We start from the raw sequence: 24775 nt of genomic DNA, 5'->3' as shown, positions 1-24775 counted from the left end.
CTAAAAGGAGAATGGCGAGTGTGGGTTCTTTTTTGATCTATAGATTTGGTTTAATTTGCCGTTTATCTATTAATCTAGATTTTGACACATGTGATCAGCGCATTACCGGACTGAGTATCCCAAGGAATCAGCTTGTCGTAATCGTGCTCGAAGATATTAACCTCGAAGTAGGGCTTCAATATCTCGATTAACTCTTTAAACGAGAATGCCACCATTGGGTGTTCATCATTCCACACTTGAGTTTCACCAGCAGTCGTCTTTTCGATGCTAAGCTTTAGCGCTTGCTTATCACCCTGACCAGAGTAATACCAACCAGAACGGAACGTGAAATCGTCTTTGTCTTGGTTTGTTGTGTGTCTAACAAACAGGTCGTTGCTGATCTTGTCTTTATCAACCACGTTAAAACAGAAAATACCTTCTGGCTTTAACGCACGATGCACACTTTCAATACACTCTTTAAGCTTCTCAAGGCCATCGTTGTAATGGATGGAATACAGGAAGCAAGTGATAAGATCGAGTGGTTCCGTGACCTCAAAGTTACTCATGTTTTGTACTGAGAACTTGGCTTCCGGGCAGCGAACTTCTGCGATATCTAACATCGGCTTGTTAAGATCTAGGCCACCGCTTTGGTAACCGAAATCAATAAAATGACGAACGTGTGGGCCAGTGCCACAAGCTAAGTCGAGGTGTGTTTTTCCTTCATTTCCAAAGATTTGATGGAGTCTACGTACGCAGTTACTTTGCGCTTGGTAGTCAATATCTACACACATTAAATCATAGTAACCGGATAGGTCGGTATAGAGTGCGTTGGCGGACATATTTGCCTGCAGCATAAGCTGAAAAATTAGGGTGGCGCATCATATACCGAAATTGGAAAATCGCAATCAAATATTCGATCAATGAAAGCGTTTTATTTTCTAACTTATGGTCGTTTTAAATGAGACCGTTTAAAGGGATGTTTAAGCTGCCAACAACATCAGTACGCGTGTCATCGCTATTCACTTTGCCCTGACTACTTATTCGTTAACTAAAACAGGTGTTGCTCCCTCAATGCAGCGACCATACGGGCTTTGCGGAACGCTTTTATCACGAGACGAGATAGGAAAAATATGGTATCTAGGTAAACCCAGTGTGACATTTATAATTTTATGATTAATCAGTAATTTTACTGATTCAAACCGAGTTCTTGAAAAGGAAACAATTCAGGAAAGTGGGCTGTTGATAAAAACCAAATCACTCAAGCTAAATAAGCGAACTAAACAAGGAGAGTTGAAACAATGACATCAGCAATAAATGCACAGGGTTCAATGGAAAATAGAACAGCATTGGAAAGCAGTGCTTCAATAGAAATTAAGGTGGATGACTTGTCGGGTGGGGAAGTCATTGAATTACTTGAAGAGCACCTCGCTGATATGTACGCCACTTCGCCAGCCGAAAGCGTTCATGCACTGGATCTAGATGGGCTCAAGTCACCAGAGATTACTTTTTTCAGTGCTTGGAAAGACAGCCAACTACTTGGGTGTGTTGCCATTAAAGAGCTAAATACCCAACACGCTGAACTCAAATCGATGAGAACCTCACAGTTTGCTCGAAAGTCAGGTGTTGCGAGCCAACTTTTACAGCACGTATTGGATACAGCAACCGCCCGCCAGTATCAAACAATCAGTTTAGAGACCGGCTCAGAAGACTACTTTAAGGCTGCGCGTAACCTGTATGAAAAGTTTGGCTTCGGATACTGTGAACCCTTTGCTGATTATGTGTTAGACCCGCACAGCCAGTTTATGAGTATTGAGTTGCGTTAAGAGACTAGCCTTAGATGTCGACTTACTTTGCAGGTTTCTCCCTTGGCCTTTCGCTGATTCTTGCGATTGGCTCTCAAAATGCGTTTGTTTTAAAGCAAGGGCTTAAGAATCAACACGTATTGGCAGTTTGTGCTGTATGTGCCATTTCTGATGCCTTACTAATTAGCTTCGGCGTTACAGGCTTTGGCGCAATCGTTAAACAGTTCCCACAAATTGAGCAGCTCGCTCGTTATGGCGGCGCTATCTTTTTGGGTGTCTACTCATTCTTAAGCTTCCGTTCAGCATTTACTGAAACACACGCCTTAGAAGCCACTGCTGAAACCAAAGACTCGTTAACCAAAGCGATTGCGATGTGTTTGGCGTTTACTTGGCTTAATCCGCATGTGTATTTGGATACTGTGGTATTGCTGGGTTCTATCTCAACGCAATATCAACCTAATCAAATGTTGTTTGGCGCTGGTGCAGTATCGGCGTCGTTTGTGTTCTTCTTTTCACTTGGATATGGCGCACGCTTCTTGGCTCCAATGTTTAAGAACCCGAGAGCGTGGAAGGTGTTGGAATTTGTCGTAGGCATGATCATGGCGTCTATTGCAATATCTTTGATCGTTTAGCCGCTCGTAATTAGGCATTCAAACATATTATCTAAAGTTCCTACCGAAAGTGACGACTTAAAGTGACTGCCTTTAATTATCTCCGCATTTAATTATTTCCAAAAAAATAGAATTATTTTTCGTCTTTCGGTTTTGGCGTTCGTCTTAGGGGTACAAATACAAATTAATGACCTAATTCGGAGTCAACCATGATTAAACTTGTTAGCTTTAAAAACTGCCCATTTGTTCAACGTGTAATGGGTGCTTTAGTAATGAAAAATGTCCCATTTGAAATTGAATACATTGAGCTAAATAATAAACCTCAATGGTTCCTAGATATTTCGCCAAACGGACAAGTGCCAGTATTGATTACAGAAAATGACACAGTTCTGTTTGAGTCAGATGCAATTGTTGAATACTTAGACGATAAATATTCGCCGATAGAAGAGGTGTCTGCAGAGCAAAAAGCACTAGATCGCGCTTGGTCTTATCAGGCAAGCAAACATTACATGCCGCAATGTGGAACGATGGGCAGTAAAGACAAAGAAACCTTTGAGACACGTTTAGCGAATCTTCAAAAATCCTTCCAAAAGGCCGAGAACAAGCTGGGTGACAGCGACTTCTTCAAAGGCGATTACATCTCTAACGTCGACATCGCTTGGCTACCACTGTTGCACCGAGCGTCAGTAATTAAAGAGGGCTCTGGTTTTGATATGCTTGAAGGCTTCCCGAAAGTACAGAAGTGGCAAGTGGCGCTGATTGAATCTGGCTTGACCGATAAAACCGTTCCTGCGGACTTTATTGAGAAGTTCAGCGGCTTTTATTTAACGAATAACTATTTGGCTAGTCTCGCTGAAGCTCGTTAATAATATGAATTAAATTGAAATATATTTTAATAGCAGGCTGTTCTAAATAAATACCCTCCCAAAATTAAACTCATTCTTCTCTTTATATCTTTTATTGGAAAAAGAGAGGAGTAGGATGGGCTTTTATGTTTAGGCGTGAAGATTCAGGTTGTTTTTGAGAACGAGTAACAATTTAGTTAGTACGGTAACGGCATGATTATAATGAACTTAATATTGATAATGCTCAGGTTTACTATCAGGTTTATACGTATTTTAGTACTCGTTACTTCTCAGGAAATACATCTATCTCATAAATAAGACTTAACTAAATATCTATGATTTTTCGTTTGATGACCTAAAAATCTTGTGGTACTTTCTCATTCGCTCCGTAAATGAACAGTGTTTTATTATTCATTAGGAGCTGGTTATTTAATTTATTTTAAACAGTAACGCAACAGGCGGAATAGTGTCGGAAACTATTGGCTGTTGGTCAACGTTGCTGTAGGACAGACAAAAAAAGGGTATTTTCATGCTTAAATCATCATTTCTATTGGGCCTAGTTGGCTTAGTTTCACTTCCTACATTTGCTGCTGGTATCGAGGGCGGTCCATACATTGGCGCCGGCCTTGGTGTGTATCAAGATTCAGACACTGATGGCGGCGGCGATTTAGATGCTGAAAGCATGGGGTACAGCCTTTACGGTGGTTACCAATTTAACCGCATTGTTGGTATTGAACTTGGTTACAAGGATTACGCTGACTACGAAAAGTTTGGTACTAAGCTGCTTTCACCAACTTCTCTTTCTGTTGCAGCAAACGTAGGTTACACATTTGATAATTCAATTCGTCCGTTTGTAACCGCAGGTCTGAGCTACGTAGATTTGAACTCTAGCAACAGTGCTTTTTACGGTGACGATTCTGGTGCTGGTTTCCATTTTGGTGTTGGTGTGGAATACAACCCAGTGGAGAACTTAACACTTCGCCTGATCTCGCAAGCAGATGCTGTGAACATAGAAAACTACGCTTATATCAATGGCAATAAAGTTCGTCTAAGCAGCAAAGATGTCGCATTTAGCACAGTAACACTGGGTGCTTCATACAATTTTTAATGACCTCTGTGAAATAACTTACAGCTAATGTCATGGACACCTATAACCGCTCTAACGTTGAGCGGTTTTTTTATGTCAAAAATAACGATTGGTCACGCTATGGGCGGAGTTGGTCCAAAGCCTGAAATTAGTTGGTTTTCACAAGCTTATAAAAGGGAATTATCTCGACTATTTTGGTAGATTAAAGGTATTACAGACTTCCAGTGAGCAGCAATGAAGATTCTTCACACGTCCGATTGGCACCTTGGCCAAAACTTCTACAATAAAAGCCGTAAGAATGAACATGAACGGTTCTTACAATGGTTACTTGAGCAAGTTACAGAGCACGACATCGACGCGATCATTGTTGCTGGCGATATTTTCGATACCAGCACACCGCCGAGTTACGCTCGTGAGATGTATAACAAGTTCGTGGTCGACTCGAACAAGATCGACTGTCAACTGGTGTTGTTAGGTGGAAATCACGATTCGGTGTCTGTGCTAAAAGAGACACAACAGCTGCTCAAATACATGGGCGCAGACGTGATTCCTAATACCAATGAAGATCATGCGACTCAGGTTGTCGAACTAAAAGGCAAGAACGGCGATGTAGAAGCGCTGGTTTGTGCTATTCCTTTTATTCGCCCTCGCGATGTGTTGACCAGCCAGGCGGGCGTCACAGGCGTTGAGCGTCAGAAGCAACTCGGAGATGCAATCAAACAGCACTACCAAAGTGTTTATGATGCCGCTGTAGAAAAACGTGCGGAGTTTGAAAACAGCGAGCACATGCCGATTATCGCTACGGGTCATTTAACGGCGATGGGTGTTCAACAATCGGATTCGGTACGCGACATCTATGTCGGCAACCTTGATGGTTTTGCCGCTGATGGCTTCCCAGACGCAGACTATATTGCACTTGGTCATATCCACCGTCCACAAGTGGTGGCAAAGCGTGAATACATTCGTTATTCAGGCTCTCCAATCCCACTAAGTTTTGATGAACTTAAGTCTCAAAAACAAGTGTGTGTGGTTGAGTTTGTTGAAGGTGAGCGCACCATTTCTCAACTGCCTGTTCCCACATTCCAACCTCTAGCTGAAATCAAAGGCGACTTGAGCGAGATCGAATCTCAGCTTAACCAATACATAGGTTTAGATAGCGACCAAAGCGTATGGTTATCGATAGAAGTGCAAGCGCAAGATTACTTGTCGGATCTACAAGAACGTATGCGCGCACTGACCGAAGGATTGAATGTGGAAGTACTTCAACTGCGCCGAGCAAGAGAGCGTCGTAATCAAGCATTAGAGCAAGAGTCGGCAGAGACCTTATCTGAACTGAGCCCGATGGACGTGTTTACGAAGCGTATTGCCTTAGAAGAGTTTGAAACCGATTCTGAAAAAGCGCGTTTAGAGCGCATGACGGTGAAGTTCAAACAAGTGATGGTCGAAGTGTCTGAAAGCGCTCAAGCGCCCAATAAAGTAGAAGAGTAATCGTATGAAGATTTTAAGCCTAGAATTTGAAAACCTGAACTCTTTGAAAGGGCGCTGGAAGCTCGATTTTACCCAATCGCCGTTTGCAGAAAACGGTCTGTTCGCAATTACTGGTCCAACTGGGGCGGGTAAAACCACCATTCTTGATGCGATTTGCTTGGCACTTTTCCATCGCACACCGCGTTTGAAAAGCATTGCTAAAGGTAATAATGAATTAATGACTCGTGGTACGGGCGAGTGTTTTGCTGAACTGGAATTTGAAGTTCAAGGTAAAACGTACCGATCTAATTTCCACCAAAAGCGAGCGCGTGGAAAACACGATGGCGCATTGCAAACGCCAACGTGCGAGTTTGCCGATGCGGACACCGACAAAGTCTTAGAGACCATGTTGACCAAGAAGACCAAGCTGGTGGAGCAGGTTACAGGGCTCGATTTCTCACGCTTCACTAAATCCATCATGTTGTCTCAGGGTGAATTTGCAGCGTTCTTAAATGCCAATGCAAACGACCGTGCCGAGCTACTTGAAGAGCTGACGGGCACAGAAGTCTATAGCCTGATCTCTGAGCGCATCTACGATCATTTCAAGTCGAGTGAAGAGTCGCTTAATCACCTTAAAGCGAAAGCAGAAGGTGTGAGCTTACTGTCTGAAGAGCAAATCCAAGCGCTGACCGCAGAGCGTGAAACGCTAGAAGCCGAGCAGAAGCGTTTAGCCGAGCAATTAAAAGAGTGGCAAGCGCATCTAAGCTGGTGGAAAGACGTGACCAAAGCTGAGCAAACTATTGCGGCCAGTGATCACGATCTTAAAACAGCTCAAGATGAACTAGACCGAAACCAACCTGCACTAGAGCGTTTGGCAAACAGTGCACCAGCTGAAAAGCTGCGCCCAATGCACAAAGATTTAAAGCGTTGCGAACAAGAGGTGAACACCACTCAAGCTCACTTAGATAACAGCACCAAGTTACTTGCTGTTCGTGATGCAGAGAAGAAAGACGCGCAAACTAAACTGACTCAAAGCAGTGCAATTGTCGAACAGGTTAAAACCGAGCAACAAGAACAAGAGAAGATCATCGATCTTGTCCGTCCGCTAGATAACCAAATTGCCGTACTCAAAGATAAGCAAACTGCGGCCGTTAATGCAGCAAATACGCTAAACGAGCAACATACGCAGCAGCGTAATCAACAAGTCGTTTTAGTCCAAAAAACAGATGCACTGAAGCAACAAGATCAACTCAGCACTGAGTATTTAAATACACATCAAGCTGACCAACATCTGGAAAAATACCTAGGTCAATGGCAAGCCAAAGTTGAGCAAGTTCGTACTTTAGAGCGTCAACATGCAGAACAACTAAACTCAGCGAAGCAAGCTTTGTGTGCGGTTGATGCACAGCAAACGATCATCAAATCTGCGCAAGAAGCTAAAGCAACGCAAGACAAAACTTTAAGTGAATTGGTTGTGCTAGAGAGTAGTGCAAAGCAACAGTGGGAAGCATTGCAAGGCAACATCAGCGAACAAGTATTGAATGCGCAAAAAGATCTGTTGGAGTACTGGAATCGCAATACGCACTCATTACTTGAGATCAACCGTGGTTTCCTAAATGCCCAGCAACAGCTGCATGCAAAAACACAGGCACATCAAACTAACATTCAGTTGGTCGACAAGCTTTCGAAAGAACGTGAAGTGCTGGTGGAGCGATATAAAGAGAAAGAGACTTCGCTTGAGCGATTAACGCGTTTGATTGATCAAGAGGGCGAATTAGCAAAATACCGTGCAGCTCTGGAATCTGGATCTGAGTGCCCACTGTGTGGTTCAACAGACCATTCGATTGAGCAGTCGCAAGATATTGCAAATTTGGTTGCTCAAAAAGATAGGGAAAACCTAGAGCTAGCGGCTATCAAAAAAGAAGGCCAAGAGCATCGTCAGCAGTTAGATTCTCTTACCCTTGTGATTGTGGCGCTTAACGATGACATTCAACGTGCGCAAGCGGATATTCAACAAGCTCAGCTGAATTGGCAAGGCGTTGTCGGCAAGCTTCAACAGAGCTTATCGGATTTCGTTGGCACGGCTCCTGAACTGGCACTGCTAACGATTAACGATTTAGGCAATGAAGCTACAGTCGCGACCTTTGCTCAGCAGTGTGAACTTCAACTAAGTCAGAGCGCGCAGCAACTCAAAGCGTTGGGTGATGCTAAAGCGCATTACGCTGAAGCTGAGAAACAACGCCTGTCTGTAAGTGTTATGGCTGACAAGGCGCAGTCTAATCTCGAGTTGGCCGAGCAACGCTTAGCTGATTTGAATAAGCAAAACCAAGTCGCAAACGAGCAAGTGACTCAAATAGCTCAAGCGAAAGGCCAGCAATGGAACGCTTTGAAAGAGAGCATTGTTCAAACTTCTATCGAAGCACCTGAACTTGAGCATATCGATGATTGGTTTACTGCGAAATCGCAAGCATCAAGCACATGGCAGCAAACCAAACAGCAACAGGCCGATATTGAGAAGCAACTGATTACTCAAAATGCCGAATTGAAAACGTTAGACGACAAGCTAAGCAGTGTTGAGAAAGAGCTCGCGACACTGACGCAAGAGAGTGAGTCTTTAGTGTCAGAACTCACTCGTGTAACGGCTGAAAGAACAGAGTTGTTTGGTGACAAAGACATTCAAGCCACCAGCAATGCGATGAAGCAAAGAGTCACTGAAGCAGTAAATGCATTTGATGCCGCGCAGTTAGTGCTTAACCGCAGCGAACTTGAACATCGAACCGAGCAAACCAAACACACTGGTTTCTCGGACGAGCTAGTCAGCAAGCAGTTCAGTCACACACAAGCGTTGAATGCTTGGTTAGATGCACTGAAAGCTAGCCCATTCGAAGATGAGGTGAATTTTGAAGCGGCGTTGTTGGATGAAGAGGTTAGAACTCAACTTCAAAGCCTGAAGAAGTCTTTAGACGAATCGATTGTCAGTGCGCAAGCAAGGTTGAACACCGCCAAAACGACGAAAGTGGAGCTACTAAATCACGAAAATGCGAAAGCATGGCAAGAGCAAAACCAACAGCAAGTTGAAGAAGCGACGACTGAGTGTCAAAACGCACAACAAAGCCATGCAACCAAGATCGGCGCAATTTCTGCCAATCTTGAAACGGATAGCCAGAACCGCAGCAATCAGCAAGATCTGTTTAAGCAGATCGACGAGCAACAAGTCGAGTTTGATGATATTTCACGTCTGAACTCACTTATCGGCTCTAAGAACGGCGATAAATTCCGTAAGTTTGCCCAAGGTTTAACGTTGGAAAACTTGGTGTACCTTGCGAACAAGCAGCTACAGCGTTTGCATGGTCGTTACGAGCTTAAACGCAAAGCCGACGATGGTTTAGAACTGCAAGTGCTCGACACATGGCAGGGCGATGTGATGCGTGATACCAAGACGTTATCAGGTGGCGAAAGCTTCTTGGTGAGCTTGGCGTTGGCATTAGCGCTTTCTGATCTTGTGAGCTACAAAACCAGTATTGATTCTCTGTTCTTAGATGAAGGTTTCGGCACGCTCGATAGTGACACATTGGACATTGCCCTAAACGCGCTCGATAACTTGAACGCGTCAGGCAAGATGATTGGCGTCATTAGTCACGTCGAAGCATTGAAAGAGCGCGTTCCAGTTCAGCTTAAAGTAACAAAACACTCTGGCTTAGGTGTGAGTGAGATGGAAAAGCAGTACAAGGTTGTCGCTTAGCTTCTTGTCATATTATTCATCAGTGCAGAAATAGAAATAGAAATAGAAATAGAAATCGAGCTAGATGAAGCAGATCCCCGACTCAGTCGTTCCTCCTTCTCGAGGATGACGGAGTCGGAAGTTGTCATTAATCACTTCGCCGTCATCCCTTAATGTCAGGATCGAATAAAAGGCAGCCGTCATTCCCTAAAGCGAGGCACGAGCGTAATAGGGAATCTGGGCTTGGTCGTCTTACCTTCGTCATTCCCTGAAACGAGAATCGAGCGTAATAAGGATTCTCTGGCAAACGCAGGAAGTGGACTCATCAAAAAGGAAACGGCCATGCACAAGAAGCCCCATTTACCAACTAAGACATGTCCTATTTGCCAAAAGTCTTTCTCATGGCGTAAAAAGTGGCAACGTTGTTGGGATGACGTGATTTACTGTTCTGAACGTTGCCGTCGTCATAAGACAACTTTGGCGTAATTTCTGTTCGTTTTTAGAACACGTTAATAGTTTCGTCATTCATTTCTTAAGTTAATATTTCTATCTGTAAGACAACTAATGTATAAAGGCGGCATGAAGATACCTAAAAGAATACAGCCCTTAGTTGACGATGGTTTAGTCGACGAGGTGACAAGCCAATTAATGAGTGGCAAAGAAGCATCAGTGTACATAGTACGCTGCGGCGATACGATCCGTTGTGCCAAGGTATATAAGGAAATAAGCCAGCGCAGCTTTAAAAAAGCAACGGCGTATCGTGAAGGCCGAAAAGTACGTAATAGTCGCCGTGCCAGAGCGATGGAAAAAGGCTCTGGTTTTGGTCGAGAACAGCAAGAAAAAGTGTGGCAAAGCGCTGAAGTGGATGCCTTGTATAAACTGGCAGAAGCGGGCGTACGTGTGCCTGTGCCTTATGGCTGTTTTGATGGCGTGCTGCTTATGGAGCTAGTCACTGATGATGACGGTTATGTTGCTCCAAGATTGAACGATGTTGTAATGCCGCCAGAACAAGCGATTGAAGATCATGCGGTGATGATGACTTACGTGGTTAAAATGCTTTGCGTTGGTTTGATCCATGGTGACTTGTCTGAGTTTAACGTATTGGTTGATGAATACGGCCCGGTGATTATCGATCTACCACAAGCTGTCGACGCTTCGGCTAATAACAACGCTGAGTGGATGTTGGCTCGTGACATCAATAACATCCGTGATTATTACGCTCAGTTTGCTCCTGAACTGGCAAAAACCGAGTATGCCAAGGAAATGTGGGCGCTGTACGAGAAAGGCGACTTAAAGCCAGACAGCAAACTGACGGGCGAGTTTACGGAAACTGACGATTTGGCTGATATCGAAGCTATTATGCAAGAGATAGACGCTGCGCGAATTGAAGAACAACACCGACGCGAGCGTGTTAAAGAAGAAAAAGAAGGTGTGGACGACAGCAAGTTCAATTGGGCTGAGTAGTCGTGATCATCGTTTTTGATCTTTCGTTAAATGTCAGTCATAACGCCTTAAAAAACTAAGACGTTCTTTCAAAAAATAACCCAATGGAGCCTCAACTCTGTTGGGTTTTCTTTTTTAGCACTCATGGAAGACGGCCACTGGTATTAATTACCAACTTAACTGCTCACCATCGTAAGCGTAGAAGTGCCCACTGTTATCCGGTATAGCAGTGCGAATGATGTCCACCAATTGATGGGCGACATAGCTCGACTCAAACAACTTACCTTCAGGGACATTGGTCTGAAAAGGCTTCGACAGAGCTGTGTCTGTCGTGCCCGGGTGCAGAGCCAACACGGTGCCTTTCTTTATGGTGCGTTGCCATTCAATCGACATGGTTTTGATGAACATGTTGAGTGCCGCTTTCGATGACCGATAGCTATACCAACCTCCTAATCGGTTGTCTGAAATGCTACCTACCTTTGCGGAAACTACAGCAAACTTTGGATTGTCGCTCGTTCTAAGAACCGGTGTGAAGTGCTTTGCCAGTAATAAGCTGGGTAGGGTATTCACCGAAATGTTTTTCAGGAAAAACTCAGGGTCGATGGACGACAAGTTTTTCTCCGGTCCAAGATCTGGAGTGTGGAGCATACCCACGCAGTTGATCAACCAATCAAGTTGTTCAAACTCAGAACTCAAGCGCTTGATATCAGCCTCGTCGGTGGCGTCGACTTTGTGCCAGTTCAAACGACTGTTTTCTAGTTCTGGCTGTTGAGAGTGGTAAGTCGCGTCGACATGGACATCGAGAAAATCAAACCGAGACAGCTCAGATAATAGGTGTTTAACCACAGCGAAACCAATACCGCCACTCCCACCGACAACTAGTATGTGTAATCTGAGTTGCTCAACCATTATAAATTCTCCAAGTTTGTGATTCGTTGTTCTGCGGTCTCGAGTATCGCTTGTTGGTCTTGTTCATCCATATTGTCCCAAGAGCGATATAACATGCCCATGCGTGGGTTACGGTTTAACGCATCGCGGTGCTGGTTCATAAAGCGCCAGTACAAGCTATTGAAAGGGCATGATTGCTCTCCGCTGCGTTCTTTTATCTTGTAGTGACAACCTTTGCAGTAGTCACTCATACGGTTGATGTAAGAACCGCTGGCAGAGTATGGTTTGGTTCCGACGATCCCGCCATCAGCAAACAGTGCCATACCTCGCGTATTTGGCATTTCGACCCACTCAATCGCATCGACGTAAATACCGAGGTACCAACTATCGACTTGGTCAGGGTCTATACCCGTGATTAAACAGAAGTTGCCAGTGATCATTAACCTTTGGATGTGGTGCGCGTAAGCAAACTCAAGAGACTGGTCAATCGCATGCTTCATGCAGTTCATCTTGGTTTGTCCGTCCCAAAAGTAATGGGGCAGGTTATTATGTGCTGAGTAATGGTTTTTGTTGGCGTAAGCAGGTATGTTTGCCCAATAGACGGCGCGTATGTACTCTCGCCACCCCAGTATTTGGCGTACAAATCCTTCGACCTGTGCAATATCGATGCTTGGCTTATCTGGTGAGCTGTCTCGAAGACAGGATGCTTGGTAGGCCGACAGTGCTGCATCAATCACTTCTTTAGGGCTCAGCAGTTTACTGTTCAGCGAGAACGATATACGGCTATGATACAAGCTCCATTTAGAGTCGTGCTCTGTCGTCATCGCATCTTGAAACTGCCCAAATAACGGCAAGCAGACTTGGCAGAAATGAGCGAGTAGAGACAAGCTTTGTGCGCGGTTCACCGGCCATAGTAACTGGTTACCGACTTGACCAATGGTTTGTACTTGGTGACGTTCGATACGTTGCAAAATGTCGGTTATATCATTGGTAAACATCAGCGGCTGAGGTAGGTTTTCGATGTCTTGTTTCTTGAGCTTATTTCGATTGTTCGCGTCGTAATTCCATTTTCCGCCAACGGGCTTTCCGTCTTCTAGCAAAATGTCGAAACGTTTTCTCATTCGGCGATAGAAGTGTTCCATCATGATGTGTTTGTCTTTTGGAAACTGTTGTTCTATCTCCTCGAATGGAAAGAGGAAGTGTTCTGTATCACAACAACCTTTGGTCGCATTGGTCAGCTTGAGCTTGTTCATCTGCTCTAAGAGGCGATATTCATCTGGCCTTTGATATTCGAATTTCTCTGCGCCGAATTCGTGTACATAGTGCTTTAAAAGTGTGTCTAGGTTTTCAAATTGCGTTGTGTCGTCAAGAGTAAGGTGGAGTACTTGATGACCTTGTTCTTTGAGTTCGTTAGCGAAGTAACCCATCGCACAGAAAAACGCGGCCACTTTTTGAACGTGAGAGGCAACATAATCTGTTTCTTGTTTTAGCTCAGCAATGATGTAAATAACGTCATCGTTAACCTGTCTAAACCATGAATGCTCAATGTTGAGTTGGTCACCTAATACAAGTCGTACCGTTTTAAATTTCATAATGCGTCCTGGTTTGTGAGGCTTGTTGTGACTGCGTTACCGCCTGTCCATTGATTGATGAAGGCATGGTCTGGGTCGTACATTTCAGTACGTTGATTCAAATCGAAATGACGTGATTTGTTAATTATTAGACGCTTACGAGTTGATAGGCTGACAAGATCACAAATGACTACTCTAAGTGGGAAATAGGAGATTTCGATCAGGATGAGTGTGTTGAAGAGGATATCAAGCCAACCAATAATACCGATAGAGGTTGGCAATGCCGGTTATTTTTGAGTGTCGAACTGGAGCTTCTATTCCATTGGAACAACGAGAATATCGATAGGGGAAGTATCGATGATCTGTTTAGAATGGGAGATGAGCTTATGCCAAAAATCATGGTGATGGCCGCATAGCAATAGGTCAACGCCGTTGGCTTCGATGGCATTTTTGAGCTTATCGTTCAAATCACCCGTTCCCACGAAAATGTGCTTGATTGGGTGCTTGGCGTAGGCTTCAAACTCTTTCAAATGCTTAACGGCATCTTCATTGATGGGTAAATCACCGTCATTTCCCTGAATATCAACGAGCTCTGGATAAATTTCTCCATGCGTACCATCGATATAAACAAATGAAATGCCAGCCTCCAGTTTATCAGCGAAGAAGGTCGCTCTATCAATGAGAATCTTGGTGTCGTCAGACAGTTCAAGTGCGACCAGAATATGTCGGTAATCCATAATTAAAGCCTCTTGTTGTGAGTTATGTAACAAGCATAGTTTCTGTTGACGCAAATGATATCGAAGAGATCTCATATTCCGTAAAATCATCATTCAATGTTCTTCTAAGCACTATCGTATTTATATCGCTTTGATTGATAAGAAATTTACAAAAGGTTGATATAGTGGTTGAAGCGCTAGCTTATGCTGTTAGATAGGCTTGATAGTTCAATGCGCCAATAACGAAGAGGCATCAATGACAGCACTACTAACCATTCCCACTCGAACATTAGGTTTCGACTACGATATTGAGATCCGAGACTGGTCTCAAAAGCTCGTCGGCTTTCATGTGTTTGAAGATGGTAGACGACCGCTTGATGGAGGCATTGGGCTGAGCCTCAACCTTGTTGAACAGTTTGACGTGAATGGTCGTTGGCTAAATTCATTACCTGCGCGTTATCGTGAAATCACCGACGACTTTCCAGAATACCAATACCAGATGTTGTGGCTTGCTGCGAATACTTATGAAGCCGCGCAATTGCTTGAATTAAGGCCTGTTATTTTGGCTTTGATCTGCATGAAATACAGTGTCGACAACAAGAAAGCACTGGCACTAAGTCGCTTAGGGCAGAAGAAGATCCTTACCAAGTTGGGCTTAGACGGCAGCAAGGCGACACTCAAATTCATCGACAAGCTAGAGCTTCATTACAATGTTGGTGATGAACTCGACCACATTGTTCGCATTCTCGAGCCACTGCAAAGACGAGTTCTTAAGTTTAAGCATTACTCAAAAGTTGGATACACAGCCCTGCGTTTGGACCAAGTTCATCCATTTCTAACTGGTAGCAGGCTAGGGATTGCAATGGTGGAAGAGGGTAGACTTAATGCACCGTCGAAGATGGCGATGTTCCAAGATGCGATATTGTTAGGGCAAGATTTGGAGATGGATGATCCACTGCGTGCGATTACCAGTCAGAACTCTTTTGCGATGTTTGAGCAACTGCATGACCGCTGGACGGAGCAACGCCAATTACGACGCTTGGAGGGTAACTGCCCAATGGATAAAGACATCCCTTATCCCGTTCCTTTACTTGGCAATGACAACATTCATCCGCTCACGGATTATTACGACCTTGAACACGAAGGCATCGAGCAGAAGCACTGTATTGGCGTGTATCACAACCGAATCATGAGCGATCGTTATGTGGTGTTCCGCATGCTCAAGCCTCAGCGTTTAACCATAGGTTTACGCCGCGTCCCGAGCAAAGCATTTCCTTTTGAAATAGACCAAATCTGCGGAAAACGAAATGCACCTCCGTCGGAATCCGCTCGCCAAGTAATTCACGACTGGCTAGAAGCGAGTAAGCAAAAATATCCTAAGCAATAGCCATCCCAATCAATAACCATGAAGTAGAAGGAATACAGGATGTTTCAACAAGGCGATCTTTGCCCTCATTGTGGTTTGATTATTGTGATGCCTACGGATCTGCAAGGTGAATGCCTAGGATGCGGCGAAGAAATTAATCAAGACCCAGCAGACGATTACGACGAAGAAGAGTAGCTTTACCTACACTTAGATTAAACAAGGCTAGGATAGCCGAATTACTCTCTTTAAAAGGACGGAAAAATGCAGAAAGTAATCTTTAGAAATTGCGATGAAAACTCACCTTATTGGCATGAGTTAGAGGGCTTATTTCAAAGTGAATGGTCTGATTTCAAGTTTAAAGATACATATAAAGAAAACGTACAACTCCCTCCAGTAATAACAGTACTTCGCGATAATGTGGTCATTGGTGGCTTGGCGTATTCCTATTTTCAAGAACCTCACCAAGTTCGTGATGTAGTGTGGATCAACGCTGTGTTTGTCGACCCTCAATGGCGCGGTCAAGGCATTGCCAGTGAACTGATTAATCGTGGTGTCAGACAGGTTTCTTCTGCAGTGCAAACTCAACTCTACGCGTACACCAATATCATGGGTCTCTACCAAGGGCTAGGTTGGTCAATCGTAAATATCGAATCAGAACCGAACCATAAAGTGATGAGTATTGAGCTTAATCGATAAGCTCGGAATAAAAGCCTGATATTAGTTTATCTGCCGTTCGAGTAATGAATTTCTCCCTTTCATCCATAATGCATAAACCTGTTAAATTTTCGTTGAAACTCATGCCGATATCGCCTTTAAATCAAACAACTAGCTGTTGATTAAAACGATCAAGACGATTTATTGCAGCAGTTGTTGAGCACAAAGCCTATATTGACTAGAATGACGCACTTTTTTTATTTACGTACATACAGGTAATGAACATGAGCGATACTAATTCAAGACCAGCTTTACCAGATCATCTTGCAGGCAACCCACGCAGCCCACACCACGTTGCTGAGTGTTTCGAATACCCAATCGGCATTCGTCTAAATGGTAAAGAGCGTACTGATGTTGAAGAATACTGCATCAGCGAAGGTTGGGTTAAGATCCCTTCTCCAAAAGCGCTAGATCGTTTTGGTCAGCCAATGCTTATTACTCTAAAAGGCACTGTAGAAGCTTTTTACATCGACGCATAGTCACGTCGTGTGGCTAGCTAATACTTCGAGTAATTAGCTAATGTTTGCTTAATTAGCCAACATCAAGCCACCAAGCGTTATTACCTAAAAGGGTCTAGAGAAATCTAGACCCTTTTTGTTTGCATTGATTTTAGCGAACTTCTTTAACCAATAGCCCAAACCACCTTCATAACTCCACAGATTCAACCAAAATTGTTGTTATTCACTATGCATTCGCAGTAATAACAAAGTTGTTGTTGGTTGATTTATGTTCGCTCGCTCTTTTTGGATTTATTCGTACTCGAAAGTTCTGATGTTTAATTAAACAGATACAAACAAAAATATGAAGCGCAGTCTAATTAAATGAAACTAATATGCTGTATTTAAAGTTATTTTTTGTTAATAACTACCTCTATCACAGAAATTAATCCTGAAGCACATACAATTCCCTTGATTTCGAATGAGCGCTAAATTTTTTCGTTCGAGCATTTAAATTCTTCCTTCGCCCAATAATTATGAGGTTCCTATGTTTGGAATATTCAAACCTATGGCGCATATCGATCGCTTGTCATCAGATAAGATCGATAGCACCTACACACGACTACGATGGCAGCTGTTTCTTGGCATCTTCGTTGGCTATGCGGGGTACTACTTAGTCCGTAAAAACTTTAGTTTGGCGATGCCTTATCTCATTGAACAAGGTTTTAGCCGTGGAGAACTAGGGGTTGCATTAGCGGCGGTATCTATCGCTTACGGCTTATCTAAGTTCTTAATGGGCAGTGTTTCTGACCGTTCTAACCCTCGTTACTTCCTCAGCGGTGGCTTGTTAATGTCGGCACTGGTGATGTTCTGCTTTGGCTTTATGCCTTGGGCAACAGGCAGCATCACTGCGATGTTTATCCTGCTGTTCTTGAATGGTTGGTTCCAAGGTATGGGTTGGCCAGCTTGTGGACGAACCATGGTCCACTGGTGGTCACGAAAAGAACGTGGTGAGATAGTGTCAGTATGGAACGTTGCTCACAACGTGGGTGGCGGTTTGATTGGCCCAATGTTCTTGTTGGGGCTGTGGGCTTTTAACGACGATTGGCGAACCGCTTTTTATGTTCCTGCATTTTTTGCCACTCTCGTTGCTGTCTTTGTTTGGTTTACTGTAAGAGATACACCTCAATCTTGCGGCTTACCACCGATTGAAGAACATAAAGACGATTACCCAGACGACTACGATACGTCTCATGAGAAAGAAATGACGGCGAAAGAGATCTTCTTTAAGTACGTTTTCTCTAACAAACTGTTGTGGTCAATCGCGATTGCTAACGCGTTTGTTTACCTTATCCGTTATGGCGTACTCGACTGGGCTCCGGTTTACTTAAAAGAAGCAAAAGACTTCTCTGTCGATAAATCATCTTGGGCTTACTTCCTGTATGAGTGGGCAGGTATCCCTGGCACCTTATTGTGTGGTTGGATTTCAGATAAGCTATTCAAAGGTCGACGAGCACCTGCAGGTATCTTGTTCATGGTTCTAGTGACAGTCGCTGTGTTGGTATATTGGCTGAACCCTGCGGGTAACCCAACGGTTGATATGTTGGCACTGGTTGCGATTGGTTTCCTTATCTATGGTCCTGTAATGCTGATCGGTTTGTATGCACTGGAACTTGCACCTAAGAAAGCTGCAGGTACAGCGGCTGGTCTAACAGGTTTGTTTGGTTACTTAGGTGGCGCGGTTGCTGCGAACGCAATACTCGGCTTTATGGTTGACCATTACGGCTGGGATGGCGGCTTCATTATTTTGGTCGGCGCTTGTGTGGCTTCAATCATCTGTCTGCTTTACGCCTTCTTAGGTGAGCGTGCGCACCATAAACAAAAAGATCTCGAACGAGAGAGAGAAGCGCTAGCTCAGTAGTGTATTTACTGAATCACATCTATAAATAACAACAGAGGCAGGTATATCCTGCTTCTGTTTTATCAAGGGAAACAATAATGAAAACAACGTCACTGTCTCTGACCTTATTAGCACTAAGCTTATCTGCAAATGCATTAGCAGATCCTTTAGTGATTGCGCATCGCGGCGCTTCTGGTTATTTACCCGAGCATACATTACCGGCTAAAGCGCTCGCTTACGCAATGAAACCCGACTACATCGAACAAGATGTCGTGATGACCAAAGACGACCAATTAGTGGTTTTGCATGATCATTATCTAGACCGCGTCACCGATGTCGCGGATCGCTTTCCAACACGCGCTCGCGCAGATGGCCGCTATTACGCGATTGATTTTACGCTTGCCGAGATCAAATCATTAAAAGTGACTGAAGGCTTTAACCTAGATGACCAAGGTAATCGAGTGGCTGGGTTCCCAGCACGCTTCCCAATGTGGCAGTCTGATTTCCGTGTCGCTACCTTTGCAGAAGAGATTGAGCTGATCCAAGGCTTAAATAAGACCTTAGGTTATGACGTGGGTATCTATCCAGAGATTAAAGCACCTTGGTTCCATCGTCACGAAGGCAAAGACATCTCTAAAGCTGTGCTTGCGACCTTGCAACAATATGGGTATTTATCGAAAGACGACAAAGTGTATTTGCAGTGCTTCGACGCCAATGAACTTCAACGCATCAATGATGAACTTATGCCAGCGATGGAAATGGATCTTAAGCTCGTTCAGTTGATGGCTTATACAGATTGGAATGAAACCATGACGTACCAAGGTGACAAAGCAACGCCGTACAGTTATGACTGGATGTTTGAGAAGGGCGGAATGGCAAAAGTCGCTAGCTATGCTGATGGTATTGGCCCATGGAAACCTATGCTGGTGGACGATGCATCGACCAAAGATAACATCATTATTAAACCATTGATGAAGTCAGCAAAATACGCTGGCTTAGACGTTCACCCGTACACGTTCCGTGCTGATCCAGGAAGAATCCCAGCTTATGCCGATAATTTTGATGGCATGTTGGATGTCTTTTACAATCAAGTAAAAGTCGATGGTGTGTTTACCGACTTCCCGGACAAAGCGGTCGACTTCTTAAAACGTTAATTTCCTTCTCAGTTACGAGGTACTAGTAACGAGATACGAAGAGCTAAAAGCACAGCCTAAAGGCGCTTTTAGCTCTTTTTACTTTTTGGCTCTTCTTGTACTGGCCTCGAAATCCTACTCATACTCTTCTTTCTCAGCCCACATTTTGATATTCACTCGGTTTACAGCAATAACCTGACTTGATAGGTTACTCCCAATGCAGCCAGATGCTTAATCTATAAGTATTTATCGGCTCAACCTAATATTGAATTTGGAAAGATCATGGAAGAAAGAAGCAAAGCTTATCTCGATAGCTACCTCAACACATTGCCAGTAGACGTTGCTTCGCAATATACCTCCTTTAGTGCTGATTATTACTGTGCTGATGAATACAACGCCAACCTCTGCGCGCAGTTGATTTTAAAAGGTGAAAAACAGGCGTCCTGCGGCCTTGAACACTGGTATACCCATGAAGGCGAGACGAGACCCATAGTTGGTCACTTGCAAGTCGTCACCGATTGGGATGGTGAGCCCGTCTGTATTGTTGAGATCACGTCGGTGTCGTCGTGCAAATACAACGAAGTGAGTGCGGAGTTTGCTGCTGCAGAAGGCGAGGGTGACAAAACACTAGAATGGTGGAGAAAAGCTCACTGGAACTTCTTCTCACGTGAATGTGAAGAACTCAAGATCTCACCAAGTGAAGACATGTTACTTATGTTGGAGCGTTTCAAAGTGGTTTATCAACAGTGAAGCCCCAGTGAGTGCCGTGTTGAATCTCAAGGCATGGCACTTTGATCTTCATTTGACCAATACAAGATAACTAACAATCACAAGGAGAGTGATGTGAAAATAGCGATATTGGATGACTATCAGAACGTCGTTAAAGACCTCGATTGCTTCAACAAACTCGAACAACACGATGTCACTGTATTTACCGAGACTTATTCAGAGCAAGATCTTGTCGCTAAGTTGATCTCGTTTGAAACCATTGTACTCATTCGTGAAAGAACCGAGATCACCGAATCTTTGTTATCGCAGCTCCCAAACCTCAAGCTCATTAGCCAGACGGGCAAAGTGAGTAATCATATCGACCCACAAATGTGCGAACGATTTGGTGTTACTGTGTTAGAAGGCCGAGGCTCGCCTGTTGCGCCTTCCGAGCTATGCTGGGCGCTGATTATGGCTGCATCGCGCAACATTCCTACTTACGCGTCAAACCTTAAACAAAACCAGTGGCAGGATTCTGGCTCGTTAGGGCTAGGTCGAACTTTGAAGGGCTTGAAGCTTGGTATTTGGGGCTACGGCAAGATCGGCAAATGCATTGCACAATATGCCCAAGCATTTGGGATGTCTGTCGTAGTGTGGGGGAGCCAAGTTTCACGCGATCGAGCACAAACAGATGGCTTCAAAGCAGCAACAACCAAACAAGATTTCTTTCGAGAAGTTGATGTGCTTTCTTTGCATTTGCGTTTGAATGATGTCACCAGAGGATGTGTTACGGCACACGACCTCAGCTTGATGAAGCCGAACTCGCTGTTTGTGAACATCAGTCGTGCTGAGTTAGTGGAACCGATGGCTCTGTATCATGGACTACGTGAGGTACCGACCAAAACAGCCGCTATTGATGTGTTCGATTGTGAGCCAGTAACAATAGACACCGAACCGCTATTGTCCTTACCAAACGTCACAGCGACTCCACATTTGGGCTATGTTGAACAAAATAGCTACGAACTCTACTTCGATATCGCTTTCGACAACATTCTGTCCTATCAAAGAGATGGCATATAGCGATAGAATCTGCCCAAAGCAATAAAAAGGTAGAGAAGTATGAGCTTAACAATCAGAGAAGTCGCGGTAGAAGATGCACAAGGCATTATTGATGTATTAAATCCAATCATTATCGAAGCGCGCTATACGATCTTGGATCAGACTTTTACTGTTGATGAAGAAAAGGCATTCATTGAGTCGTTTCCAAAACGTGGTGTGTTTAGCGTTGCAGTCAACGAAACGACCAACCAGTTACTTGGTTTTCAGAATGTCGAACCATTTGCTACTTACACTAAGGCCTTTGACCATGTTGGTATTATTGGCACTTATGTTGATGCAAATAGCCGTGGGCAGGGCGTTGCAAAACAGTTGTTTGATTACACATTTAAGGCAGCCAAAGCGAAAGGTTACGAAAAGCTGTTCGCCTATGTAAGAGCAGACAACGAGCGCGCGTTAGCGGTATACCTTAAGCAAGGTTTTGAAATCGTCGGAACGGCTAAGAAACACGGTAAGATTGGCGATCAGTACTTTGACGAGATCCTTATCGAGAAGTTTTTATAGGCTCGCTTAAACATTAGATAATTCATCGTATGCAGGAGGCAAGATGACAAAGCTAATCGAATTAACAGAAATAGTCTTATTCGACTGGGGCAATACGCTGATGGTCGATTTCCCAGACGCACAAGGGAAGATGTGTGACTGGGAAACGGTACAAGAAGTGAGTGGTGCTCGTGCATTACTGGCTGAACTCTCCAAAAATCATCAAGTCTACGTTGCCACCAATGCTGGTGATTCCAGTAAAGACGACATCGTTCGTGCCTTTGAGCGCGTTGGCCTGTCTCAATATATCTTGGGTTACTTTTGTAAGGCGAGCATTGGCTTTTCTAAGTTCGAGTCGGGGTTCTATCCTGCCATTATTTCTAAGCTCGGTGTTGCACCACCAGACATCACCATGGTTGGCGACACTCTAGAGAAAGACATTTACCCAGCACTTGAAGCGGGTTTGCACGCGGTGTGGTTGAACACGGAAGGAGTTGAGCTTAAGTCACAGCATCCACGTATCGTACAAGTTCAATCCCTAAGCGAACTGTTGGATAAACGCCATGGATGAACATTCAGAGATCTGGCGTCAGTATTACCAAAAAGCACTAAGCAAACCTCATTTAAAGAGAACTGAATTCGCAATCAAACTGAATGAGTCAGGCTTAAATGTTGCGATTGATTGTGGTTGTGGAACAGGTAGTGACATCGCTTTTTTAGAACAACAAGCGTATCAAGTGTATGGCTTCGACGTTAATCCTGATTCGATTGCTATATGTCGGGATCGTTTTGGTCGCAAATCTTTGGTCGAGATATCTGAAAGTGGATTTGAACACTATGATTACCCAAAATCTGGCGTAGTGATTGCCAATTCGAGTCTGTTTTTTGCTGACCCAACGCGTTTTGACGGGGTTTGGCACAATATTGAATACTGTCTTGAAGTAGGTGGCGTATTTGCAGGTGATTTCATGGGCGTCGATGACAGTTGGGCACATGGCTATCGAACTCCAACAACGCCGTTAACGGAAGCCAAAGTACTCAGCTTATTCAACGACTTTGAGATAGTACGATTCCATGAGCGAGACGAACAAGCACTCACGTCGCTGGGTAGGGTGAAGCATTGGCACACATACTCGGTCGTTGCGATTAAACGCCGTTAAAATGTCAGTAACTAAAACCCGTTCGGATGCTTGTCTGTTTTGACGCCAATCTCTCATCTCTTTGCTGTCTAATCCTCTAAGCTAAGTCTAATTTCCACTATAAGGGCAAGACTATGAGTATCGAACGTCACGGAATATCGGTTGGAATTGAACGTGTTAGCGGTGAAACCATCGTTGTGTTTAAAGCGAAAGGCAAGCTTACACACGATGACTATCAAGCAATGATTCCAATTCTAAATACCACGCTAGAAGAACTCGATTCATCTGAACTCAAGATGCTGGTCGACATCTCCACCTTAACGGGTTGGGAGTTACGTGCTGCTTGGGACGATTTTAAACTTGGATTAGAGCTCAATTCGAAGATAGACAAAATCGCGATATATGGTGATAAAAGCTGGCAAGAAATGGCATCAAAAGTCGGCAGTTGGTTTGTGTCCGGTGAGATTAAGTCATTCGAAGACCATGACTCTGCGCTTAAGTGGCTAGTCGATTGATACTATTCGCGGGCAGCTAGAGAGCAGTTCGTAAACATCGCCGATGACAGTTGACGAGAATTGTCTCGAACGCTGTCATTTTTCGTTTTGGCGATGATATTTCCTATTCGATTCAATAGAGTATATTCCTTCCAGCGTGTAACATACCCAGGCTTTGTTTGGTCGCGACTAATGGTGTGGCTTGATTCAGTAAGAACGAGAACTAAAACAGAAATAAGGTCTAACGACATGCATAAGGTAATTGATAAGCTGGCTTGGATATTCATCAAAGACGGCGAGTTGTTGATGGTCAGATCAAAAGGCAAAGAACTGTTCTATCTACCGGGTGGTAAGCGTGAAGCTGGCGAAAGTGATGAGCAAGCACTGGTTCGCGAAATCAAAGAAGAGATCTCAGTTGATTTAGTGCCTGACTCCATCAAATACGTCGAGACGTTTACAGGCCAAGCTGATGGCAAAGCGGAAGGCGTATCGGTGCAATTGACTTGCTATCTTGCTGATTATACTGGGGAACTGTCTCCGGATGCCGAAATTGAAGAGCTTAAGTTTGTGGATGGCAACGACAGAGCGGTATGCTCATTGGCGGCACTGGTTGCGCTTGATTGGTTAGAAGCGAACCAGTATTTGGCTTAAGGTTTTAGCGGCTACTAGCTAATACTGAAGATTGATCTTCAAAAGATCATCGCTTACGAATAGCTTGAAGGGCGGCTGTCTTTCATCAATAGGTCGAGTTTCCTTTGAGCTTTCTTCGTGTTTTGTAAATCCACCACCTCAATCATTTCACACTCATCTCGTACCATCTCATTAATCAGACTTGGATAGTGTCTGCAATCTTCTGGTCGGTCTAAGTAGATGCTGCATGTGTACTTGGCTTGAGCCTTGGTGTCTTTCGTCGGAACTAGCTCCAGAAAAGGGCAGCGAGTTAAACGTTCGCCAGATTCAGGGTCAAACCATATCTCGCTTCCTCGAACATATTCAAAGATGTCTGGGTTGAACAGCTCCCACAAATCGATCTCTTCTTGAGTCGCGGCAAGGTCGCCATCTCCGTATTTGATACAGCATTTTCCGCATTGATTACAATCTTTCATTATCGACTTCATAAGTTGGTGAGCTTTTATCATTTTACCACTGATAGCC

Annotated in this window: 26 protein-coding genes; 21 read left to right on the top strand and 5 right to left on the bottom strand. The window is 44.1% G+C overall.

The window, feature by feature from the left end; genetic code table 11:
- Positions 1-74 precede the first annotated feature (74 nt).
- Positions 75-818 carry a class I SAM-dependent methyltransferase gene (locus AB4249_RS01040; protein WP_029235856.1) on the bottom strand — a complete coding sequence of 248 codons (744 nt, stop codon included), beginning with the start codon at positions 816-818 and terminating at the stop codon, positions 75-77.
- Positions 819-1277: 459 nt separating this feature from the next.
- Here AB4249_RS01040 and AB4249_RS01035 point away from each other — a divergent pair, with 459 nt between their 5' ends.
- The 8 genes from AB4249_RS01035 (at position 1278) to AB4249_RS01000 (ending at position 10976) form a co-directional block, all read left to right on the top strand.
- Positions 1278-1802: a GNAT family N-acetyltransferase gene (locus AB4249_RS01035; protein ID WP_017059192.1), complete on the top strand. Its 525-nt coding sequence runs from the start codon at positions 1278-1280 to the stop codon at positions 1800-1802.
- Between the two features lie 14 nt (positions 1803-1816).
- Positions 1817-2413, top strand: a complete 597-nt coding sequence (locus AB4249_RS01030; protein WP_102333280.1) for a LysE/ArgO family amino acid transporter — start codon at positions 1817-1819, stop codon at positions 2411-2413.
- Positions 2414-2601: 188 nt separating this feature from the next.
- Complete coding sequence (locus AB4249_RS01025; protein ID WP_065681884.1) at positions 2602-3258, top strand: glutathione S-transferase family protein; 657 nt, start codon at positions 2602-2604, stop codon at positions 3256-3258.
- A gap of 508 nt (positions 3259-3766) precedes the next feature.
- Positions 3767-4345 carry a porin family protein gene (locus tag AB4249_RS01020; RefSeq protein WP_372102180.1) on the top strand — a complete coding sequence of 193 codons (579 nt, stop codon included), beginning with the start codon at positions 3767-3769 and terminating at the stop codon, positions 4343-4345.
- A gap of 213 nt (positions 4346-4558) precedes the next feature.
- A complete protein-coding gene (gene sbcD, locus AB4249_RS01015) occupies positions 4559-5812 on the top strand; it encodes an exonuclease subunit SbcD (protein WP_065583627.1) in 1254 nt (417 codons plus the stop codon).
- A 4-nt stretch (positions 5813-5816) separates the two neighbouring features.
- Positions 5817-9533 (top strand): AAA family ATPase, encoded by a 3717-nt coding sequence (locus AB4249_RS01010; protein WP_372102179.1) that lies wholly within the window; start codon positions 5817-5819, stop codon positions 9531-9533.
- Positions 9534-9854: 321 nt separating this feature from the next.
- Positions 9855-9998, top strand: coding sequence for a DUF2256 domain-containing protein (locus AB4249_RS01005; RefSeq protein ID WP_004733920.1), 144 nt, complete (start codon positions 9855-9857; stop codon positions 9996-9998).
- Between the two features lie 93 nt (positions 9999-10091).
- On the top strand, positions 10092-10976 hold the full coding sequence (locus AB4249_RS01000) for a PA4780 family RIO1-like protein kinase (RefSeq protein WP_029221996.1): 885 nt from the start codon (positions 10092-10094) through the stop codon (positions 10974-10976).
- A gap of 147 nt (positions 10977-11123) precedes the next feature.
- On the opposite strand, the gene AB4249_RS00995 is transcribed toward AB4249_RS01000, so the two are convergent.
- The 3 genes from AB4249_RS00995 to AB4249_RS00985 all read right to left on the bottom strand — a co-directional run bounded on the left by AB4249_RS00995 (position 11124) and on the right by AB4249_RS00985 (position 14151).
- Positions 11124-11864, bottom strand: coding sequence for an SDR family oxidoreductase (locus AB4249_RS00995; RefSeq protein ID WP_372102178.1), 741 nt, complete (start codon positions 11862-11864; stop codon positions 11124-11126).
- Positions 11864-13435 (bottom strand): cryptochrome/photolyase family protein, encoded by a 1572-nt coding sequence (locus tag AB4249_RS00990; protein WP_372102177.1) that lies wholly within the window; start codon positions 13433-13435, stop codon positions 11864-11866. The genes AB4249_RS00995 and AB4249_RS00990 overlap by 1 nt, the downstream gene beginning before the upstream one ends.
- A 293-nt stretch (positions 13436-13728) precedes the next feature.
- Complete coding sequence (locus AB4249_RS00985; protein ID WP_017063967.1) at positions 13729-14151, bottom strand: universal stress protein; 423 nt, start codon at positions 14149-14151, stop codon at positions 13729-13731.
- Between the two features lie 235 nt (positions 14152-14386).
- Here AB4249_RS00985 and AB4249_RS00980 point away from each other — a divergent pair, with 235 nt between their 5' ends.
- The 13 genes from AB4249_RS00980 (at position 14387) to AB4249_RS00920 (ending at position 24271) form a co-directional block, all read left to right on the top strand.
- Positions 14387-15517: a PcfJ domain-containing protein gene (locus AB4249_RS00980; protein ID WP_017059201.1), complete on the top strand. Its 1131-nt coding sequence runs from the start codon at positions 14387-14389 to the stop codon at positions 15515-15517.
- A gap of 39 nt (positions 15518-15556) precedes the next feature.
- Positions 15557-15691, top strand: coding sequence for a hypothetical protein (locus AB4249_RS00975; protein ID WP_017059202.1), 135 nt, complete (start codon positions 15557-15559; stop codon positions 15689-15691).
- 66 nt (positions 15692-15757) lie between these two features.
- A complete protein-coding gene (locus AB4249_RS00970; RefSeq protein WP_017059203.1) occupies positions 15758-16192 on the top strand; it encodes a GNAT family N-acetyltransferase in 435 nt (144 codons plus the stop codon).
- A gap of 242 nt (positions 16193-16434) precedes the next feature.
- On the top strand, positions 16435-16689 hold the full coding sequence (locus AB4249_RS00965; RefSeq protein ID WP_017059204.1) for a DUF3297 family protein: 255 nt from the start codon (positions 16435-16437) through the stop codon (positions 16687-16689).
- A 505-nt stretch (positions 16690-17194) separates the two neighbouring features.
- The gene (gene glpT / locus AB4249_RS00960; RefSeq protein ID WP_029235174.1) at positions 17195-18568 is read left to right on the top strand and encodes a glycerol-3-phosphate transporter; all 1374 of its coding nucleotides are present in this window, start codon (positions 17195-17197) and stop codon (positions 18566-18568) included.
- A 77-nt stretch (positions 18569-18645) separates the two neighbouring features.
- A complete protein-coding gene (gene glpQ, locus AB4249_RS00955; protein WP_372102176.1) occupies positions 18646-19701 on the top strand; it encodes a glycerophosphodiester phosphodiesterase in 1056 nt (351 codons plus the stop codon).
- Between the two features lie 261 nt (positions 19702-19962).
- Positions 19963-20430, top strand: coding sequence for an ASCH domain-containing protein (locus AB4249_RS00950; protein ID WP_108093496.1), 468 nt, complete (start codon positions 19963-19965; stop codon positions 20428-20430).
- A gap of 93 nt (positions 20431-20523) precedes the next feature.
- A complete protein-coding gene (locus AB4249_RS00945; protein ID WP_372102175.1) occupies positions 20524-21468 on the top strand; it encodes a D-2-hydroxyacid dehydrogenase family protein in 945 nt (314 codons plus the stop codon).
- Between the two features lie 39 nt (positions 21469-21507).
- The gene (locus tag AB4249_RS00940; RefSeq protein WP_017063961.1) at positions 21508-22008 is read left to right on the top strand and encodes a GNAT family N-acetyltransferase; all 501 of its coding nucleotides are present in this window, start codon (positions 21508-21510) and stop codon (positions 22006-22008) included.
- Between the two features lie 43 nt (positions 22009-22051).
- A complete protein-coding gene (locus AB4249_RS00935; protein ID WP_372102174.1) occupies positions 22052-22558 on the top strand; it encodes an HAD family hydrolase in 507 nt (168 codons plus the stop codon).
- Positions 22551-23147, top strand: coding sequence for a class I SAM-dependent methyltransferase (locus AB4249_RS00930; RefSeq protein ID WP_372102173.1), 597 nt, complete (start codon positions 22551-22553; stop codon positions 23145-23147). The genes AB4249_RS00935 and AB4249_RS00930 overlap by 8 nt, the downstream gene beginning before the upstream one ends.
- A 113-nt stretch (positions 23148-23260) precedes the next feature.
- A complete protein-coding gene (locus tag AB4249_RS00925) occupies positions 23261-23641 on the top strand; it encodes an STAS/SEC14 domain-containing protein (RefSeq protein ID WP_372102172.1) in 381 nt (126 codons plus the stop codon).
- 228 nt (positions 23642-23869) lie between these two features.
- Positions 23870-24271 (top strand): NUDIX domain-containing protein, encoded by a 402-nt coding sequence (locus tag AB4249_RS00920; protein ID WP_372102171.1) that lies wholly within the window; start codon positions 23870-23872, stop codon positions 24269-24271.
- A 53-nt stretch (positions 24272-24324) separates the two neighbouring features.
- Here the strand turns inward: AB4249_RS00920 and AB4249_RS00915 are convergent, their stop codons facing one another.
- Complete coding sequence (locus AB4249_RS00915; protein WP_102428720.1) at positions 24325-24726, bottom strand: YkgJ family cysteine cluster protein; 402 nt, start codon at positions 24724-24726, stop codon at positions 24325-24327.
- Positions 24727-24775 lie beyond the last annotated feature (49 nt).

The sequence above is a fragment of the Vibrio sp. 10N.261.55.F4 genome, from assembly GCF_041470465.1.
GTDB lineage: Bacteria > Pseudomonadota > Gammaproteobacteria > Enterobacterales > Vibrionaceae > Vibrio > Vibrio crassostreae_C.
This window is presented reverse-complemented; position numbering and strand designations above follow the sequence as displayed.

Coding starts and splice junctions, on each gene's coding strand:
- AB4249_RS01040 (WP_029235856.1), bottom strand. CDS start 818: ATGTCCGCCAACGCACTCTATACCGACCTATCCGGTTACTATGATTTA.
- AB4249_RS01035 (WP_017059192.1), top strand. CDS start 1,278: ATGACATCAGCAATAAATGCACAGGGTTCAATGGAAAATAGAACAGCA.
- AB4249_RS01030 (WP_102333280.1), top strand. CDS start 1,817: ATGTCGACTTACTTTGCAGGTTTCTCCCTTGGCCTTTCGCTGATTCTT.
- AB4249_RS01025 (WP_065681884.1), top strand. CDS start 2,602: ATGATTAAACTTGTTAGCTTTAAAAACTGCCCATTTGTTCAACGTGTA.
- AB4249_RS01020 (WP_372102180.1), top strand. CDS start 3,767: ATGCTTAAATCATCATTTCTATTGGGCCTAGTTGGCTTAGTTTCACTT.
- sbcD (WP_065583627.1), top strand. CDS start 4,559: ATGAAGATTCTTCACACGTCCGATTGGCACCTTGGCCAAAACTTCTAC.
- AB4249_RS01010 (WP_372102179.1), top strand. CDS start 5,817: ATGAAGATTTTAAGCCTAGAATTTGAAAACCTGAACTCTTTGAAAGGG.
- AB4249_RS01005 (WP_004733920.1), top strand. CDS start 9,855: ATGCACAAGAAGCCCCATTTACCAACTAAGACATGTCCTATTTGCCAA.
- AB4249_RS01000 (WP_029221996.1), top strand. CDS start 10,092: ATGAAGATACCTAAAAGAATACAGCCCTTAGTTGACGATGGTTTAGTC.
- AB4249_RS00995 (WP_372102178.1), bottom strand. CDS start 11,864: ATGGTTGAGCAACTCAGATTACACATACTAGTTGTCGGTGGGAGTGGC.
- AB4249_RS00990 (WP_372102177.1), bottom strand. CDS start 13,435: ATGAAATTTAAAACGGTACGACTTGTATTAGGTGACCAACTCAACATT.
- AB4249_RS00985 (WP_017063967.1), bottom strand. CDS start 14,151: ATGGATTACCGACATATTCTGGTCGCACTTGAACTGTCTGACGACACC.
- AB4249_RS00980 (WP_017059201.1), top strand. CDS start 14,387: ATGACAGCACTACTAACCATTCCCACTCGAACATTAGGTTTCGACTAC.
- AB4249_RS00975 (WP_017059202.1), top strand. CDS start 15,557: ATGTTTCAACAAGGCGATCTTTGCCCTCATTGTGGTTTGATTATTGTG.
- AB4249_RS00970 (WP_017059203.1), top strand. CDS start 15,758: ATGCAGAAAGTAATCTTTAGAAATTGCGATGAAAACTCACCTTATTGG.
- AB4249_RS00965 (WP_017059204.1), top strand. CDS start 16,435: ATGAGCGATACTAATTCAAGACCAGCTTTACCAGATCATCTTGCAGGC.
- glpT (WP_029235174.1), top strand. CDS start 17,195: ATGTTTGGAATATTCAAACCTATGGCGCATATCGATCGCTTGTCATCA.
- glpQ (WP_372102176.1), top strand. CDS start 18,646: ATGAAAACAACGTCACTGTCTCTGACCTTATTAGCACTAAGCTTATCT.
- AB4249_RS00950 (WP_108093496.1), top strand. CDS start 19,963: ATGGAAGAAAGAAGCAAAGCTTATCTCGATAGCTACCTCAACACATTG.
- AB4249_RS00940 (WP_017063961.1), top strand. CDS start 21,508: ATGAGCTTAACAATCAGAGAAGTCGCGGTAGAAGATGCACAAGGCATT.
- AB4249_RS00935 (WP_372102174.1), top strand. CDS start 22,052: ATGACAAAGCTAATCGAATTAACAGAAATAGTCTTATTCGACTGGGGC.
- AB4249_RS00930 (WP_372102173.1), top strand. CDS start 22,551: ATGGATGAACATTCAGAGATCTGGCGTCAGTATTACCAAAAAGCACTA.
- AB4249_RS00925 (WP_372102172.1), top strand. CDS start 23,261: ATGAGTATCGAACGTCACGGAATATCGGTTGGAATTGAACGTGTTAGC.
- AB4249_RS00920 (WP_372102171.1), top strand. CDS start 23,870: ATGCATAAGGTAATTGATAAGCTGGCTTGGATATTCATCAAAGACGGC.
- AB4249_RS00915 (WP_102428720.1), bottom strand. CDS start 24,726: ATGAAAGATTGTAATCAATGCGGAAAATGCTGTATCAAATACGGAGAT.